Annotated in this window: 19 protein-coding genes; 10 read left to right on the top strand and 9 right to left on the bottom strand. The window is 59.2% G+C overall.

Annotation, left to right across the window (positions count from 1 at the left end):
* From DEO48_RS03690 to DEO48_RS03710, 5 genes are all read left to right on the top strand, one after another.
* Positions 1-920, top strand: a 920-nt coding sequence (locus DEO48_RS03690; RefSeq protein ID WP_146198233.1) for a TonB-dependent receptor domain-containing protein, incomplete at its 5' end; no start/stop codon positions are given.
* Between the two features lie 35 nt (positions 921-955).
* A complete protein-coding gene (gene chuS / locus DEO48_RS03695; RefSeq protein ID WP_109844399.1) occupies positions 956-1,984 on the top strand; it encodes a hematinate-forming heme oxygenase ChuS in 1,029 nt (342 codons plus the stop codon).
* Positions 1,981-2,802 (top strand): hemin ABC transporter substrate-binding protein, encoded by an 822-nt coding sequence (locus DEO48_RS03700; RefSeq protein WP_109844400.1) that lies wholly within the window; start codon positions 1,981-1,983, stop codon positions 2,800-2,802. The genes chuS and DEO48_RS03700 overlap by 4 nt, the downstream gene beginning before the upstream one ends.
* Positions 2,802-3,794 (top strand): iron ABC transporter permease, encoded by a 993-nt coding sequence (locus DEO48_RS03705; RefSeq protein ID WP_109844401.1) that lies wholly within the window; start codon positions 2,802-2,804, stop codon positions 3,792-3,794. The genes DEO48_RS03700 and DEO48_RS03705 overlap by 1 nt, the downstream gene beginning before the upstream one ends.
* Positions 3,787-4,566, top strand: a complete 780-nt coding sequence (locus tag DEO48_RS03710; protein WP_109844402.1) for a heme ABC transporter ATP-binding protein — start codon at positions 3,787-3,789, stop codon at positions 4,564-4,566. The genes DEO48_RS03705 and DEO48_RS03710 overlap by 8 nt, the downstream gene beginning before the upstream one ends.
* Here DEO48_RS03710 and DEO48_RS03715 read toward each other — a convergent pair.
* Positions 4,533-5,456: a LysR family transcriptional regulator gene (locus tag DEO48_RS03715; RefSeq protein WP_045353748.1), complete on the bottom strand. Its 924-nt coding sequence runs from the start codon at positions 5,454-5,456 to the stop codon at positions 4,533-4,535. The genes DEO48_RS03710 and DEO48_RS03715 overlap by 34 nt on opposite strands.
* 140 nt (positions 5,457-5,596) lie before the next feature.
* On the opposite strand from DEO48_RS03715, the gene DEO48_RS03720 reads away from it, so the two are divergent.
* From DEO48_RS03720 to DEO48_RS03740, 5 genes are read left to right on the top strand one after another with little or no spacing between them, the layout of a single operon-like run.
* Positions 5,597-6,304, top strand: a complete 708-nt coding sequence (locus DEO48_RS03720) for a CoA transferase subunit A (protein ID WP_109844403.1) — start codon at positions 5,597-5,599, stop codon at positions 6,302-6,304.
* Between the two features lie 2 nt (positions 6,305-6,306).
* Complete coding sequence (locus tag DEO48_RS03725; RefSeq protein ID WP_045353744.1) at positions 6,307-6,963, top strand: CoA transferase subunit B; 657 nt, start codon at positions 6,307-6,309, stop codon at positions 6,961-6,963.
* 9 nt (positions 6,964-6,972) lie between these two features.
* Complete coding sequence (locus tag DEO48_RS03730; protein ID WP_109844404.1) at positions 6,973-8,154, top strand: acetyl-CoA C-acetyltransferase; 1,182 nt, start codon at positions 6,973-6,975, stop codon at positions 8,152-8,154.
* A gap of 44 nt (positions 8,155-8,198) precedes the next feature.
* Entirely contained in the window at positions 8,199-9,590 is a 1,392-nt protein-coding gene (locus DEO48_RS03735) for a GntP family permease (RefSeq protein WP_109844405.1), read from the top strand.
* A 10-nt stretch (positions 9,591-9,600) separates the two neighbouring features.
* Positions 9,601-10,371, top strand: coding sequence for a 3-hydroxybutyrate dehydrogenase (locus DEO48_RS03740; RefSeq protein ID WP_109844406.1), 771 nt, complete (start codon positions 9,601-9,603; stop codon positions 10,369-10,371).
* A gap of 40 nt (positions 10,372-10,411) precedes the next feature.
* Here the strand turns inward: DEO48_RS03740 and selO are convergent, their stop codons facing one another.
* From selO to DEO48_RS03780, 8 genes are all read right to left on the bottom strand, one after another.
* The gene (gene selO, locus DEO48_RS03745) at positions 10,412-11,854 is read right to left on the bottom strand and encodes a protein adenylyltransferase SelO (RefSeq protein WP_109844407.1); all 1,443 of its coding nucleotides are present in this window, start codon (positions 11,852-11,854) and stop codon (positions 10,412-10,414) included.
* A gap of 61 nt (positions 11,855-11,915) precedes the next feature.
* On the bottom strand, positions 11,916-12,632 hold the full coding sequence (locus DEO48_RS03750; RefSeq protein WP_032657851.1) for an EAL domain-containing protein: 717 nt from the start codon (positions 12,630-12,632) through the stop codon (positions 11,916-11,918).
* A gap of 294 nt (positions 12,633-12,926) precedes the next feature.
* On the bottom strand, positions 12,927-13,391 hold the full coding sequence (locus DEO48_RS03755) for a C40 family peptidase (protein WP_109844408.1): 465 nt from the start codon (positions 13,389-13,391) through the stop codon (positions 12,927-12,929).
* A gap of 74 nt (positions 13,392-13,465) precedes the next feature.
* Positions 13,466-14,221 (bottom strand): vitamin B12 ABC transporter ATP-binding protein BtuD, encoded by a 756-nt coding sequence (btuD, locus tag DEO48_RS03760; RefSeq protein WP_109844409.1) that lies wholly within the window; start codon positions 14,219-14,221, stop codon positions 13,466-13,468.
* Positions 14,221-14,772 carry a glutathione peroxidase gene (locus DEO48_RS03765; protein ID WP_023311298.1) on the bottom strand — a complete coding sequence of 184 codons (552 nt, stop codon included), beginning with the start codon at positions 14,770-14,772 and terminating at the stop codon, positions 14,221-14,223. Before DEO48_RS03765 ends, btuD begins: the two co-directional genes overlap by 1 nt.
* A gap of 34 nt (positions 14,773-14,806) precedes the next feature.
* On the bottom strand, positions 14,807-15,787 hold the full coding sequence (btuC, locus tag DEO48_RS03770; RefSeq protein ID WP_109844410.1) for a vitamin B12 ABC transporter permease BtuC: 981 nt from the start codon (positions 15,785-15,787) through the stop codon (positions 14,807-14,809).
* Between the two features lie 103 nt (positions 15,788-15,890).
* Complete coding sequence (gene ihfA / locus DEO48_RS03775; RefSeq protein ID WP_003857805.1) at positions 15,891-16,190, bottom strand: integration host factor subunit alpha; 300 nt, start codon at positions 16,188-16,190, stop codon at positions 15,891-15,893.
* Positions 16,191-16,194: 4 nt separating this feature from the next.
* Positions 16,195-17,196, bottom strand: a 1,002-nt coding sequence (locus DEO48_RS03780; RefSeq protein ID WP_146198234.1) for a phenylalanine--tRNA ligase subunit beta, incomplete at its 5' end; no start/stop codon positions are given.

Raw genomic sequence — 17,196 nt, forward strand, 5'->3', positions numbered from 1 at the left:
GCGGGGCAACCACCGGCTTCCCAGACGCGAAAATCGACTTCAGCTCCGGCTGGCTACAGGATGAGATCACCCTGCGCGATCTGCCTGTTACCCTGCTGGGCGGCACGCGCTATGACAACTACCGCGGCAGCAGCGACGGCTACAAAGATGTGGATGCCGATAAGTGGTCATCCCGCGCCGGGTTAACCGTCAGCCCAACCGACTGGCTGATGCTGTTTGGCTCTTACGCGCAGGCCTTCCGCGCGCCGACCATGGGCGAAATGTATAACGACGCCAAACACTTCTCCATTGGCCGCTTTTATACCAACTACTGGGTGCCAAACCCGAACCTGCGCCCGGAAACCAACGAAACGCAGGAGTTTGGTTTTGGCCTGCGCTTTGACGATCTGATGCTTGCCAACGATGCGCTGGAGTTTAAAGCCAGCTATTTCGATACCAAAGCCAAAGACTATATCTCCACCACCGTCGATTTTGCCGCCGCGACCACCATGTCGTACAACGTCCCGAATGCCAAAATCTGGGGTTGGGATATGATGGCAAAATATTCGGCCGATCTCTTCAGCCTCGATCTGGCCTACAACCGCACGCGCGGGAAAGACACCGATACGGGCGAGTACATCTCCAGCATTAACCCGGACACCGTCACCAGCAAGCTGGATATCCCGGTGGCGCAAAGCGGGTTCTCCGTCGGCTGGATCGGTACTTTTGTCGATCGCTCAACGCATATCAGCAGCAGCTACAGCAAGCAGCCGGGCTATGCGGTCAACGATTTCTACGTGAGCTACAAAGGCCAGGAGCGGCTCAAAGGCGTGACCACCACGCTGGTGCTGGGCAACGCCTTTGACAAAGCGTACTGGTCACCTCAGGGCATTCCGCAGGACGGTCGTAACGGTAAGATTTTCGTAAGCTATCAGTGGTAATTCCCTTCGGGGCAACTATTCAGAAGGAAGAGACAATGAATCACTACACGCGCTGGCTTGAGCTAAAAGAAGCCAATCCGGGTATGTACGCGCGCGACGTCGCGGGGTTAATGAACATCAGTGAAGCAGAGCTGACCTTTGCCCGCGTAGGTCACGACGCCTGGCGACTGCGCGGTGAAATCCGCGAGATCCTGGGCGCGCTGGAGGCGGTGGGCGAAACCAAATGTATCTGCCGCAACGAATACGCCGTACACGAGCAGGTCGGGAGATTTACCAACCAGCACCTGAACGGCCACGCCGGGCTGGTGCTGAACCCGCGCGCGCTGGATCTGCGCCTGTTCCTCAACCAGTGGGCGAGCGCGTTTCACATCAGTGAAGCCACCGCCCGCGGCGAGCGGCAGAGCATTCAGTTCTTCGACCACCAGGGCGATGCCCTGCTGAAGGTCTATGCCACGGATAACACCGACGTTTCCGCCTGGGGCGACGTGCTGACCCGCTTTATCTTTGCCGAGAATCCTCCGCTGACGTTGAAGATGGCCGATGCCCCGGCTCATGCAGAAAACGCAAATGCTGCTCTCGTGGATAGCGAGTGGCGCGCCATGACCGACGTTCATCAGTTCTTCAGCCTGCTCAAGCGCCATAACCTCAGCCGCCAGCAGGCGTTTCGCCTGGTGGGTGACGATCTGGCCTGCCGGGTAGAAAACACCGCGCTGGCGCAGCTCCTGGAGACGGCGCGTCGGGACGGTAACGAAATCATGGTCTTCGTCGGCAACCGCGGCTGCGTGCAGATCTTCACCGGCGCGGTGGAAAAGCTGGTGCCAATGAAAGGCTGGCTGAACGTCTTTAACCCAACCTTTACCCTGCATCTGCTTGAAGGATCCATTGCGGAAACGTGGGTCACGCGCAAGCCGACGGCTGACGGGCATGTCACCAGCCTGGAGCTGTTTGCCGCCGACGGAACGCAAATCGCCCAGCTGTACGGCCAGCGTACGGAAGGCGAACCGGAGCAGAGCCAGTGGCGCAGCCAGATTGACGCCTTAACGGCGAAAGGGCTGGCCGCATGAAACGGTGGCTTGCCCTGCTCAGCGCCCTGCCCCTGCTGGCGCTTGCTGCGCCGCAGGAGAAAATTGTTACCCTCGGCGGCGACGTCACCGAGATTGTCTACGCTCTCGGCGCGGCGTCCTCGCTGGTGGCCCGCGACAGCACCAGCCAGTGGCCGCAGGCGGCGAATTCACTGCCTGACGTGGGCTATCTGCGCCAGCTCAATGCGGAAGGGATCTTGTCCATGCGCCCCACGCTGGTGCTGGCCAGCGCTCAGGCGCAGCCGTCTCTGGCGCTAAAGCAGGTTGAGCAAAGCCACGTCAGGGTGATCGCTGTTCCTGCCGGTAACGACCTGAACGTCATTGACGAAAAGGTGCGGATCGTCGCTGAAGCGACGCACCGCGAGGCCGAGGGGGAGGTCCTGCGCAGCACCCTGCGCCAGGCGCTGTCGGCGCTTCCCGCGTCGCCGCTCAATAAGCGGGTGCTGTTTATTCTCAACCACGGCGGGATGACCGCCATGGCCGCCGGACAACAGACCGGCGCGGATGCGGCCATTCGTGCGGCGGGACTGCAGAACGCGATGCAGGGGTTTACCCGCTATCAGCCGCTGTCTCAGGAAGGCACGATCGCCAGCCGACCCGATCTGGTGGTGATTTCTCAGGACGGTCTCAACGCCCTGGGCGGTGAAGCAAATCTGTGGACGCTGCCCGGCCTGGCGCAAACCCCGGCGGGACGGAACAAGCAGGTGCTGGCGATTGACGATATGGCGCTGCTGGGCTTCAGCGTGCGAACGCCGGAAGCCATCCAGCAGCTGCGTGCCAAAGCGGAGCAACTGCCCTGATGTCCCGGCGGATAGCCTTATCGTTATGGATGCTGACCGCGATCCTGACCGTCATGACCCTCGCAGCGACCGGGGTTGGGGCATTACGCCTGCCGATCAGCCTGCTGTGGAACGGCACCGACGAGGCGCTGCGTCAAATCTGGCTGACGATCCGCCTGCCTCGCGTGCTGCTGGCGCTGGCTATCGGCGGTTCACTGGCGCTGGCGGGCTGCGTGATGCAGGGGCTGTTTCGAAATCCGCTGGCGGACCCGGGACTGCTCGGCATCAGCAGCGGCGCGGCGCTCGCCGTTGCGCTGTGGGTGGTTCTTCCGCTCTCGCTGCCTGCACTGGTGATGCTGTATGCCCCGATGCTGGCGGCGTTTCTCGGCGCGCTGGCCGCCACCTTCGTGATTTTCCTGCTCAGCCGACAGCGTGACGCTTCCCTGTCGCGCCTGCTGCTGGTGGGAATTGCCATCAACGCCCTGTGCGGCGCGGCCGTCGGGGTGCTGTCATGGCTCAGCAATGATGCCCAGCTTCGCCAGCTTTCGCTCTGGGGAATGGGCAGCCTCGGCCAGGCGCAGTGGTCAACGCTGCTGGCCGTCGCGTCGCTGATGGTTCCCACCGCGCTCGCGATCTGGCGTCTGGCAGGCGTCCTCAACCTGCTGCAGCTGGGCGACGAAGAGGCACATTACCTCGGCGTGGAGGTTGCCGCCGTGCAGCGGATCCTGCTGTTGTGCAGCGCCCTGCTGGTGGCCGCCGCCGTTGCGGTCAGCGGCGTGATCGGCTTTGTCGGCCTGGTGGTGCCGCACCTGGTGCGCATGTGGCTGGGAGCCGACCACCGGGCCGTGCTCCCCGGCTCGGTGCTGGCCGGCGCGTTGCTCCTGCTGGTTGCCGATACGCTGGCGCGCAGCCTGGTCGCCCCGGCGGAAATGCCGGTCGGCTTACTGACCAGCCTTCTCGGCGCGCCGTGGTTTCTGTGGCTTATCTTTCGTCGCGGAGGTGCGCATGGCTGAACGCTATTGTGCTGAAAACCTTGTTTTTCGCGCCGGGCAACGCACGCTGATTAACGACGTGTCGCTGACCTTATCTCAGGGCGAGCTGGTGGCGCTGATTGGCCCCAACGGCGCCGGGAAATCAACGCTGTTGCGGCTGCTGACCGGCTACCTTAAACCTGCGGGCGGACGGTGCAGCCTGGCGGGCACATCGCTTGCGGCCTGGCAGCCGAACAGGCTCTCCCGCTACCGGGCGGTAATGCGCCAGAACACGCAGATCGGATTTGACTGGCCGGTTGAGGCGGTCGTCGGTATGGGGCGAGCGCCCTGGACCCGCACGCCCGAAGCGTCGGTTATTGAGGAGGTCATGGACGTCACCGGCTGTTTACCGCTGGCGGGCAGGCAGTTTGCCGCGCTCTCCGGCGGCGAGCAGCAGCGCGTTCAGCTCGCCCGAGCGCTGGCTCAGCTCTGGTGCGAAGGCGCGCCGCGCGGCTGGCTGTTCCTTGATGAACCGACGTCTGCGCTGGATCTCTACCACCAGCAACATCTGCTGCGCCTGCTGAAATCCCTGACCCGTCGGGGTCATCTGCACGTGTGCGCGGTGCTGCACGACCTTAATCTGGCGGCGCTATGGGCGGACCGCATCCTGCTGCTGCATGGCGGCACAATCGTGTCCCAGGGAGCACCGGAAGCCGTTTTGCAGGACGACGCGCTGGCACGCTGGTACGGCGCGCAGGTTATCGTCGGCAGGCATCCGGCTCACGCCGCGCCGCAGGTGTTTCTTGCCCCCTGATTGGGCTGGTAAAAATCCTTCAGCGTTTCCAGCAGGGCATGCGCCGCCTTAGAGAGCTGTGTATGCCCTGGATGGATCGCCCCGATGCACTTTTCAATAGGCGGGTTATCCAGCGGGATACAGACCGCGCCCAGCGCCGTCATCTGCGCCTCGCAGAGCGCCGGGACGGCACTGCCGCCCAGCCCGCTCGCGACCATTCGCCCGACCGTCACCAGCTGATGACTCTCCAGCGCCACGTCCAGCTTTCTGCCGCTTCGCGCCAGCTCCTCCTCCATCATCAGACGTACCGCCGACGGGCGCTGCAGGGTGATGAAATCCAGCGTCAGCAGATCTTCCCATGACAGGCGCTTCTTGCCTGCCAGCGAGGAATCCTTCGGCACAATGGCAACAAACCTGTCGAGGCCCAGCGGAGTAAACAGCAGGTTGTGCGTTGGCGCGGGCTCAAAGGCGATGCCCATCTCGACCCGCCCTTCCCGCACCATCTCTATCACCTGCTCGTTAATGACATCATGCACGGTGACGTTGATCCCGGCATGACGATCGCGAAACGCTTTTAGCACCTCGGGCAGGACATTCGCGGCAAACGACGGCATGGCCGCGACCGAGATTTTACCGCGCTGCAGGGTAAAGCACTGGTGCATCGCCTCTTCGACGTTATCCCAGTCGGCAAGCAGCTGGCGCGCCATCGGCAAAAACGTCTCTCCCTCCTGCGTCAGCGCGACCTTGCGCGTGCTCCGCTGCAGCAGCGGCCCGCCGAGCGCATCCTCCAGCGCTTTAATCGTCAGGCTCAGGGCCGGCTGGGAAAGATTCAGCCGTTCGCTGGCGTGCGCGAAATTGAGAGTGTGAGCTACCGCTAAAAACGCGCGTAACTGTTTGACACTCATTCTCATTTTCCATCCTGTTAACTAATTGAAAAAATTTAGTTAACAGGAAATTAATAAAAAAACCAAATGAGTGGGTCACAAATTCAAAATTAACAAATGAGTCGCCGCCCCTAATGATACCGGCACGGATAACGGGAGGGATGACTATGGCGGGACTGGATAAGCGCGTCGGCAGCTATGCGCAGGCGCTGGATGGGCTGACGGACGGAATGACCTTGCTGGCGGGCGGCTTCGGCCTGTGCGGTATTCCGGAGAACCTGATTGCAGAAGTCAGACGCCGTCAGGTGAAAGATCTGACGGTGGTATCAAACAACTGCGGCGTGGACGGTTTCGGTCTCGGAATACTGCTCGAAACGCGGCAGGTTCGCAAAGTGGTGGCCTCTTACGTCGGCGAGAACGCCCTGTTCGAGCGGCAGGTGCTGAGCGGCGAACTGGAGATTGAACTCACGCCTCAGGGCACGCTGGCGGAAAAGGTGCGCGCGGGCGGCGCGGGCATTCCGGCATTTTACACGGCCACCGGCTACGGCACGCCCGTGGCTGTCGGCAAAGACGTGCGCCAGTTTGCGGGAAAGCACTACATCCTCGAGGAGGCGATTACCGGTGATTTCGCGCTCATTAAGGGCTGGAAAGCGGACTGGTACGGCAACGTTGTCTATCGCCATACCGCGCAAAATTTCAATCCGCTGATGGCAACGGCGGGCCGGATAACGGTCGTCGAGGTGGAAGAGATAGTTCCCCCGGGTGAGCTGCCCCCGTCGGCCATTCATACCCCGGGAATTTACGTCGACAGGCTGATTGTCGGCCAGTTTGAAAAACGCATTGAACAGCGCACCCTGCGCGCGGAAGGAGTCTGACGATGTTAACCCGTGAACAGATGGCCATGCGCGTCGCCCGCGAGCTGCGCGACGGGTATTACGTCAACCTGGGGATCGGCATCCCTACTCTGGTGGCGAACTACATTCCGGACGGGATGGACGTGATGCTTCAGTCCGAAAACGGGCTGCTGGGGATGGGGGCTTTTCCTGACGAGCGGAGCCTTGACGCCGACATGATCAACGCCGGTAAACAGACCGTAACCGCGCGCACCGGCGCGGCCATTTTCGACTCGGCCCAGTCGTTTGCCATGATCCGCGGCGGTCATGTGGATCTGACCGTGCTGGGCGCGTTTGAAGTGGACGTCGAGGGCAATATCGCCTCGTGGATGATCCCCGGAAAGATGGTGAAGGGCATGGGCGGCGCGATGGATCTCGTCGCCGGGGCGCGGAACATCATTGTGGTGATGACCCACGCGTCTAAAAGCGGTGAATCAAAGCTGCTGCCGCGCTGCACGCTGCCGCTCACGGGCGCGGGCTGTATCCGTCGGGTCTTAACCGACCTCGCACTGCTGGAGATCGAGGACGGCGCGTTCATCCTGCGGGAATACGCCCCCGGCGTCAGCATCGACGAAATTGCGGCTAAGACGGCCGGGAAAATGATTGTGGCGGACGACGTTCGCGAGATGCGCTTCAACTGAGGACTCACGATGAAAGAGGTCATGATTGTCGGGGCGACGCGAACCCCCATTGGCAGTTTTCGCGGATCGCTCGCCCCCCTCTCTGCGGCTGATCTGGGTGCCGTCGCGGTACGTCGTCTGCTTGAAAAAAGCGGTCTTCCTGCTGAAGCGGTCGATGAGGTGATTTTCGGACAGGTGCTGACGGCGGGATGCGGGCAAAACCCGGCGCGTCAGACGGCCATCAACGCCGGATTACCCGTCAGCACGCCGGCGACAACGGTCAATCTGGTGTGCGGCGCGGGCCTAAAAGCGGTGCAGCTCGCCGCGCAGGCGATCCGCTGCGGCGACGCGGACGTGGCTATCGCTGGCGGTCAGGAGAGCATGAGCAACGCCCCCTATCTGCTGGACGGCGCGCGTTCAGGGCTGCGTTTTGGCCATACGGGCCTGCAGGACAGCATGATTACTGACGGCCTGTGGGACGCGTTCAACGATTACCACATGGGGATCACCGCTGAAAACGTCGCACGGGAGAATGCCATTTCCCGCGAGCAGCAGGACGCCTTCGCCGCCCGGTCGCAGCACAAAGCGGCCTTTGCCATCGAAGCGGGTCGCTTTGACGCCGAGATAGCGCCGGTGACGGTAAAACAGGGCAAAAAACCGCCGCTTATCGTCAGCCGTGACGAACAGCCCCGGCCTGGCACCACCGCTGAGCAGCTGGCGCAGCTGCGCCCCGCCTTTCTGCAGGCGGAAGGCACGGTCACGGCCGGAAATGCGTCAACGCTCAACGACGGTGCCGCCGCGGTGCTGCTGATGAGCGGCGAAAAGGCGCGGGAGAGCGGTTTGCCGATCCTCGGTCGCATCGTGAGCTACGCCGTGACGGGCGTTGACCCGTCGGTAATGGGCATCGGACCGGTCAGCGCCTGCCGGACGGCGCTGGCGCGGGCGGGCTGGACGCTCGATGACGTGGACCTTATTGAAGCCAATGAAGCCTTTGCCGCCCAGGCGCTGGCGGTGGGCAAGCAGCTCGGCTGGGATGAGCGTAGGGTGAACGTTAACGGCGGCGCTATCGCCCTGGGTCATCCGATTGGCGCCTCCGGCTGCCGCATCCTCGTGACGCTGCTGTACGAAATGCAGCGCCGTGACGTCAAAAAAGGGCTCGTCACCCTGTGCGTGGGCGGCGGGCAAGGCATTGCTCTGACCGTCGAGCGTTAAGCATCTCGTTGATACCCGAATAATAATTAAAGTGAGGAGTCGTAATGAGTGTGTTAATTGCCCTGGCGGCGCTGGCGCTGCTGATGCTGGCGGCCTATCGCGGATACAGCGTTATTTTGTTTGCGCCGATTGCGGCGCTCGGCGCCGTGCTGCTGACCGATCCGGGTGCCGTCGGCCCGACGTTTACCGGTCTGTTTATGGAAAAGATGGTCGGCTTTGTTAAGCTCTACTTCCCGGTGTTCCTGCTGGGGGCCGTTTTCGGCAAGCTGATTGAGCTTTCCGGTTTCTCACGCTCCATCGTCGCCGCCGCGATTCAGATCCTCGGTCGTCGCCACGCTATTCCGGTGATCGTCCTGGTGTGCGCGCTGTTAACCTACGGCGGCGTGTCGCTGTTCGTGGTGGCGTTTGCGGTTTACCCTTTTGCCGCGGAGCTGTTCCGCCAGAGCGGCATCCCTAAGCGGCTGATCCCGGCCACCGTGGCGCTGGGGGCGTTTTCGTTTACCATGGACGCCCTGCCCGGCACGCCGCAGATCCAGAATATCATCCCCACCAGCTTCTTTGGCACGAACGCCTGGGCAGCGCCGTGGCTGGGGCTTATCGGCTCTCTGTTTATTATCATCTTTGGCCTGCTCTGGCTGGAGCGCCAGCGTCGTAAGGCGTTCAATAACAACGAGGGCTACGGCACGGATCTGAAAAATGAACCCGAGACGCCGGATAACATTAACCTTCCGCACCCGCTGATTGCTATCTCCCCGCTGCTTGTGGTGGGCATACTGAACCTGCTGTTTACCCGCTGGATCCCCGTCTGGTACGGCACGACCCACGAGCTGACTCTGCCAGGCCTGGCGAAACCTATTGTGACCGAGGTGGGCAAGATCACCGCCATCTGGGCCGTCGAGGCGGCGCTGATCTCCGGTATCGTGCTGGTGCTGATTTTTGGCTTTCGCAATATCCGGGGGCGTCTGGCTGAAGGCAGCCGGACCGCGGTGAGCGGTGCCATTCTGGCGGCGATGAATACCGCCTCGGAATACGGTTTCGGCGCGGTGATCGCCGCCCTGCCCGGGTTCCTGGTGTTATCCAAAGCGCTGGCGGCCATCCCCAATCCGCTGCTGAATGAGGCCATCAGCGTGACGGTGCTTGCGGGGATCACCGGCTCGGCGTCGGGCGGGATGAGTATTGCCCTCGCCGCCATGTCCGACTCGTTTGTCGCCGCCGCCCACGCCGCCAATATCCCTCTTGAGGTGCTGCACCGCGTGGCCTCTATGGCGAGCGGCGGGATGGATACGTTGCCCCATAACGGCGCGGTGATTACCCTGCTGGCGATTACCGGCCTGAGCCATCGTCAGGCCTACGGCGGCATTTTCGCTATCACCCTCATTAAAAGTCTGGCAGTGCTTTTTGTCATTGCCGTGTTCTATCTGACCGGCATTGTGTAAGGAGAAAAAGATGAATCTGAACGGTAAGACCGCGCTGGTGACGGGCTCGACCAGCGGCATTGGACTTGGGATCGCCCGCGTGCTGGCGAAGGCCGGGGCGCAGCTGATCCTCAACGGTTTCGGCGACAGCGAATCAGCAAGAGAAGAGATTGCGCAGCTGGGCAAAAAGCCGGGCTATCACGATGCGGATCTGCGTGACGTGCTGCAAATTGAAGACATGATGCGCTACGCCGAATCGCAGTTTGGCGGCGTGGACATTCTTGTCAACAACGCCGGGATACAGCATGTCGCCCCGGTTGATGCGTTTCCGGTGGAGAAATGGAACGACATTATCGCCATTAATCTCTCGTCGGTGTTTCACACCAGCCGGCTGGCGCTGCCTTCCATGCGCGAGAAAAACTGGGGGCGCATCATCAATATCGCCTCCGTTCACGGGCTGGTCGCGTCAAAAGAGAAGTCAGCCTACGTGGCCGCCAAGCATGGCGTAGTGGGCTTTACGAAATCGCTGGCGCTGGAAACCGCGCGCACCGGTATTACCGCCAACACCATCTGCCCCGGCTGGGTACTGACGCCGCTGGTGCAACAGCAAATCGACAAACGTATCGCTGAGGGCGTGCCGCCGGAGCAGGCTCGCGATCGGCTTCTGGCAGAGAAACAGCCTTCGGGCGAGTTTGTCACTCCGGAGCATCTGGGTGAACTGGCGCTGTTTTTATGCAGCGATGGCGCCGTGAACGTTCGTGGCGCCGCGTGGAATATGGATGGCGGCTGGATTGCGCAGTAATTTTTGCCGGGTAAAGCGACGCCGCCACCCGGCAAAATCTCTAACTTGAGCAGCTGACCTCCAGCCGCTTGCCCCAGTCAGGCGGGCGGCTGACGTAGTCATCATCCCGGTCGGCAAACGGCGTGCGCAGCGCCACATGCAGGCGGTGTAGCTCGTCGTATTCACCCTGCTCTGCCTGTTCAATCGCCCGCTGCGCCAGCCAGTTGCGCAACACCATTGCGGGGTTCGTCGCGTTCATCTGCGTCTGGCGAGTCGCGTCATCCACATGTTCCTGCCGCAGCCGCGCGCGGTACGATGCAAACCAGTCGTCAAACGCCTGTCTGTCAATAAACTCATCGCGCAGCGGCGAGGCGGCGCTGTGCTGCTCCGTCTGTCCTAGCATCCGGAAGGTGCGCGTGTAATCGCTGCCCTCGCGCGCCATGAGGGCAAACAGGCTATTGAGGATGTCGTTATCGCCCCTCTCCTGCGTCATCAGCCCCAGCTTGTTGCGCATCAGCGAGCCGTATTCTCGCAGCAATATATCCTGATAGTTGTCGAGCGCATCATTGAGGGCATCTACGTCGATGAACGGCGACAGGGTTTGCGCAAGCCGCTGCAGGTTCCACAGGCCAACCGCGGGCTGATTATCAAAGCTGTAACGTCCCTGATAGTCGGAGTGGTTGCAGATATAGCCAGGCTGATAATCGTCCAGGAAACCAAACGGACCGTAATCAAAGGTCAGCCCGAGGATCGACATGTTGTCCGTATTCATGACGCCATGCGCAAAGCCCACCGTTTGCCAGCGGGCAATCAGGCTTGCGGTACGGGCAACCACATCCCTGAACCAGAGAACGTATTTGTCCGCTTCGTCCTGCAAATGCGCCCAGTGGTGACGAATGGCAAAGTCTGCCAGCTGGCGCACCTTTTCCGGCTCGCGGCGATAGTAAAAGTGCTCAAAATGACCAAAGCGCAAATGGCTTTGCGCAATACGCATCAGCATTGCCCCTTTTTCCACCGTTTCGCGCACAACCGGCGTATCGCTGGTCACGATCGACAGCGCTCGGGTAGTGGGGATTCCCAGGGCATGCATCGCTTCGGACGCCAGGCACTCGCGAATCGTTGAACGCAGCACCGCGCGCCCGTCGCCCATTCGCGAATAGGGAGTAAGGCCCGCGCCTTTCAGGTGCCAGTCAACCGGCTCCCCGTTGGGGAGCCGTTGTTCGCCGAGCAGGATCCCCCTGCCGTCGCCCAGCTGCCCCGCCCAGACGCCAAACTGATGTCCGCTATAAACCTGGGCCAGAGGCTGCATACCGGCGAGAAGCGTTTCACCGCCCCAGACGCCTGCGCCTTCTGAAGGCTGAAACAGCTCAGGCGGAATGGCCAGCTCTTCTGCCAGCAAATCGTTATGCCAGATAAGGCGTGAATTTTGTAACGGTGTTGGTTTGAGTGCGGTGTAAAAGCCAGGCAACTCGTCATGCCAGTGAGCAGTAAAAGACAGGGTCATAGGTCCTCCTGCTTTTAGTGTAGAGGGTTTACCCGGACTTAAACACGGGCGAAAGCAAAGGTTATCGCTGCTGAACCAGCGATGTAACGTGCTCCGCAGAGACGGCTGGCCAGAGTGCGCCCTGCATGGCGCCAAAATTGAAGGACAATACGCGTTGCAACAGGCCGTGGTCGTCAATGCCCGAGACGATCACTGACTGGCAGTGCGGTGTGATTTGCCAGAGGATGGCGCGCATAAAGGGCTCAAAAGAGAGCTCCGGTGCGCGCTGCTGAATGAATCCTTTATCGAGGATAACCCGTTTAAATAATCCATCATAGACAGCTTTGAGCGAGGCGGCGCCTGCGCCAAAGTTTGCCAGCACCAACGGGAAATGGATTGCCATTCTCGCCAGCTGCAGATCGTCCTTGCCGTTATTTAAACCTGGATAATTCTCATTAACAGTAAACTCAAGAAACGGATAACGCTCAAGAATTGAAACAGCGTTTCCATTACTTAATAAAAATTCAACTATTGCAGGTGTAATATTGATCCATGCAATTAACTGATGCTGAATAAAAAACAGTTTACAGGTATCAAGCAATTGCAATTTTTCGTTAAACAGCACTAACTCTTCAGCTGCTGAAAGCCGAGGGATAACAAGCTCAGTGGGGATCCGCACATCGCTGCCGACGCCAGTAAAGTTAACCAGAACCTCTAAACCTTTAAGCTCCCCTGCGCTATTACGAGCAGGCAGAAGCAGCAGTTCAGACTGGTAAGCATTATCTAGCGTAATAATCATTGCACTCGCTCCACATTAAAGATGAGAGAGGACATCCTGGAGCAATTGCCGACACAATTCCACTGTCTTGATTTTAATAAGATTAATTTCATTAGTTCCGTATTTATTTTCAGATTTATCCCTGAATCTAAATTAATTTTATCCTGGTTGTCGAATAATAGCCAGTTTTAGATAAAACAGACACATGCAGGATTCACTAATTTTAGATAAATTTAACTTTAAGCATCTTATTTGAGAAAAAACGGCATGATTTATTAGATACCATGCCGTCATAAGAGAAGTGTCTGACAAAGACTATATACGTCGAGCCTGCCAGAAATTTTTACGCCAGTAAACATTATCTAGAGAAGAGCGCATCACGCCGCGGCTTGTCGAGGCGTGAATGAACTGATTGTCTGTATCATATATCCCCACATGAAGACCGCTTTCACCCGATCCGGTTTTGAAGAAAACCAGGTCCCCGGGCAGAAGATCGTCTTTATCAATTTCAGTGCCTATTTCTGCCTGTTTGCGCGTTTCGCGCGGAAGCTGTAAATCAAACTTATCGCGAAACGTCATCAACACGAAGCCGGAGCAATCCACGCCGCCGCGGCTCATTCCGCCGTAGCGATAAGGCGTGCCTCGCCAGTTGCTCAGCTGATCGTTAAGGCTGGCAATGACGGTGATCGAATCTGAAAGCCGTGGGTTAGGCGGCGGCGCACGATGGCTACTGCATCCCGCAAGAAAAAGTGTGGCCATCAGGATAAACCAGAATCGCATTTTCAGACGAATCCTCTGCTTTTTTTATTCTTTTCGTAATTTAGCGTGCAATTGTGCTAAGAGGCAAGAAACGGTTACGTCTGCCCGGTAGAAATCAGCATCTTATGTCCCTCTATATCCAGCCTGCGGAACGACATGTTGTACGCGCGGGCAAGATGGGGCGGCGTAAGCACCCGATCCCGCGCGCCGCTGGCTATCATCTTTCCCTGCGACAGCAGCCACACCCGGTGGGCATGACGCAGGGTGTGATTGAGGTCATGACTGCTCATCACCACGGCGATACCTTTTCGGCTCAGGGTGCTTAACAGCGTATCCAGTGCCGCCTGCTGCGCCACGTCCAGACCGCTCATGGGTTCATCGAGGAGCAGCATTCGCCCGTGAGGATTACCTGCCGGGTGGATCTGAAGAATGACCGCCGCCAGACGCACCCGCTGCCACTCTCCGCCGGAAAGCTGGCTGGCATGCCGGGACAGTTTATCTTCCAGCCCCAGGGCCGCGGCAACGTCCATCAGCAGTGCCGTCTGTTGTTTGTCGTGCAAATGCAGCATCAGATAGTGCCAGACCGGCATCGCAAAGGGCGGCACCTGCTGCTGCACGAGGTAACTGCGCCGGTGCGCCAGCGAGACCGGCGACCAGTCGGCGAGCGTATGCTCCAGCAGCGTTATCTGCCCTTCTCCGTCGGTCATGCCTGCCATCCGTGCCAGCAGCGTGCTCTTCCCTGCACCGTTTGGCCCGACAAGATGCAGGATTTCTCCCGCATTGATGGTACCGGTTATCGGCTCCAGACGTCCCCGCTCGGCAACGTCCGTGAGCTGCATCAGCAACGACATTATTTCGCCAGCGCCAGCTTGATCGATTCCATAACGATCGGATCCTCAGGGGTCATATCCGGCGAAAAACGCTGAACGACCTGGCCGTCGCGGCCAATCAGGAATTTTTCAAAATTCCACAGGATATCGTCCGGATAAAGCGGTGCGCGGCCTTTGCTGGCCATGCGTTCATAAAAACCGCTTCCTTCCGGCGCAACGGCCTTCGGCGCGGCAGCGATCAGCTTCGCATACAGCGGATGGCGGTCTTCACCGTTGACATCGATTTTGCTGAACATCGGGAACGTCACGCCATAGGTGGTGCTGCAGAAGGTTTTAATCTCCTCTTCGCTGCCCGGCTCCTGCCCCAGGAACTGGTTGCACGGGAAGCCCAGCACGGTGAAACCGTCTTTCTCCCAGGCCTTCTGAATGTTTTCCAGCTGCTCGTACTGCGGCGTCAGGCCGCATTTGGATGCCACGTTGACGATAAGCAGCACGTTGCCTTTGTAGCCTTCCAGCGTGGTGTTATCGCCATCAATGGTGGTCACTTCAGTATTCAGGATGTCTGACTGCATAGCATTCCCTCAGGTTGTCTTACGGCTTGTTGATTTAACGTCCAGCTTTTAATAGTAGCCAGATAAATACCGGCGCGCCCAGCGTAGCGGTCACCACGCCAATCGGCAGCTCTGCGGCCGTCAGGGCAAGCCGGGCGATGATATCAGCCACCAGCAGCGTGACGGCCCCGGCAACCGCCGAGGCCGGAAGCAGGGTCCGATGGTCCGTAAGGCCACACAGGCGCAGCATGTGCGGAATAACCAGCCCGATGAAGCCGATCGCGCCCGCCAGAGCCACGCTGACGCCGACCAGCCAGCCAATGGTTATTACCAGCACATTACGCCATAACCCAATCGGCATGCCGAGCTGACGGGCAGAGGTTTCACCCAGCGCGAGCATATTCAGCGGCTGCGCCTGCAGGGCAGCCCACACGATAACCGGTACCAGCAGCGCCATCAGCCAGCCCTGGTGCCAGTCAACGCCTCCAAAGCCGCCCATCATCCAGTACATCAGCTGACGTAAGTCAAAGGATGTTGAGAAGTAGACCGCCCAGGTCATCAGCGCGCTGCAAATTATCCCCAGCGCCACGCCGGCAAGCAGCAGACGGCTGGTCGATAAGTGCCGTCTGGCGAAACGAAGAAGGATCGCGGTGATCAGCAGCGCGCCGAGGATAGCACTCAGGCTAATACTCCATCCGGAGAGTTCTCCTCCGCCGAGCATTACCGCCGCAATCAGGCCTACGCCTGCGCCGTTTGACACGCCGAGCAGCCCGGGCTCCGCCAGAGGGTTATCAAACAACGCCTGCATTATGGTGCCGCACAGCGCCAGCGCGGCGCCGACCAGAACCACCGCGACGGTGCGCGGCAGGCGAATTTGCCAGACGAAGAGCTGCCCGTCCGGCCCCCACCAGCTTTCAGGCCCGATCCATCTGTCGCCCGCGCAGAGGCTCACGCCCGCGGCGACAATGAGCAACAGCACCAGCAAAAACAGGCGACGCTTATCGGAACGGTGCTGGCGGTGGGCATAATCAAGCATGTGTACGGTTTTAGTAGCGTGAGATGTAATTGATTTTACGGCGGGTTTGCCGGAGAGCGCAAAGAAAAAAGGCCGCGTGGGCGGCCTTTTTAGTTAGTTCATATTACTCTGCTTTGGGCGTTGCGTTTTCGACACGGCTTTTTAACTTCTGGCCGGGTCTGAAGGTCACCACGCGGCGGGCTGTAATGGGAATATCTTCCCCCGTCTTCGGGTTGCGGCCCGGACGTTGGTTTTTGTCTCGCAAATCAAAATTGCCAAAACCGGAGAGTTTTACCTGCTCACCATTTTCCAGAGCACGACGGATCTCTTCGAAAAACAGCTCTACCAGCTCTTTGGCATCCCGTTTGCTAAGCCCAAGCTTATCAAACAGATATTCTGACATTTCAGCTTTTGTAAGCGCCATAGGTTCAATCCCTCAATGATGCCTGGAATCGCTCTTTTAATGCCTCTACACATTTGGCGACGGTAGCGGCAATCTCCTCTTCTTCGAGTGTACGGCTGGTATCCTGAAGGATAAGGCTAATAGCGAGGCTCTTGAAACCTTCTGCTACGCCCTTGCCGCGGTACACGTCAAATAAGTTTACGCCAACTACCTGATTTACGCCAACTTTCTTACATTCGGCCAAAATATCTGCTGCAGGCACATTTTCCGCGACCACAACCGCGATATCACGGCGGTTTGCCGGGAAGCGGGAGACGTCCTGAGCCTGAGGAATAACGCGGTCAGCCACCGGGTTCCATTCCAGCTCGAACACGATGGTACGGCCGTTCAGGTCCAGCTTACGCTCCAGCTCAGGGTGAACAACCCCAATAAAACCAACGCGTTTACCGTCTAAATAGATGGCTGCGCTCTGGCCCGGATGCAGGGCCGGAATGGCTTCGGCGCGGAATTCAATTTCAGATAATTTACCGGTCAGATCCAGAATCGCTTCCAAATCGCCCTTCATATCGTAGAAATCAACCGTGCCTTTTGCCAGGTCCCAGTGCTCTTCATAGCGGTTGCCGCTGATGGCACCAGCCAGCATGAGATCCTGACGGATGCCTAAATTTGCCTGATTATCCGGTACAAAGCGCAAACCGCTTTCGAAAATTCGCACGCGGTTTTGCTGGCGATTCTGGTTATAAACGACAGTGCCCAGCAGGCCCGTCCACAGAGACAGACGCATCGCGGACATTTCGCTGGAGATTGGGCTTGGCAGGATCAGCGCCTCCTGACCCGGGTGGATCAGCTGCTGCAGCTTTGGATCAACAAAGCTGTAGGTGATCACTTCCTGGTAGCCTTTGTCGTTCAGCATGGTTTTCACACGCTTCAGGGACAGGTCGGCTTCACGGTGGGTGCCCATTACCAGACCCGCCTGGACAGGCTCGTCAGGGATGTTGTTGTAGCCGTAAACGCGGGCCACTTCTTC

Source organism: Enterobacter sp. CGMCC 5087, from assembly GCF_003144775.1.
In the GTDB taxonomy this organism is placed as follows: Bacteria; Pseudomonadota; Gammaproteobacteria; order Enterobacterales; family Enterobacteriaceae; genus Enterobacter; species Enterobacter cloacae_M.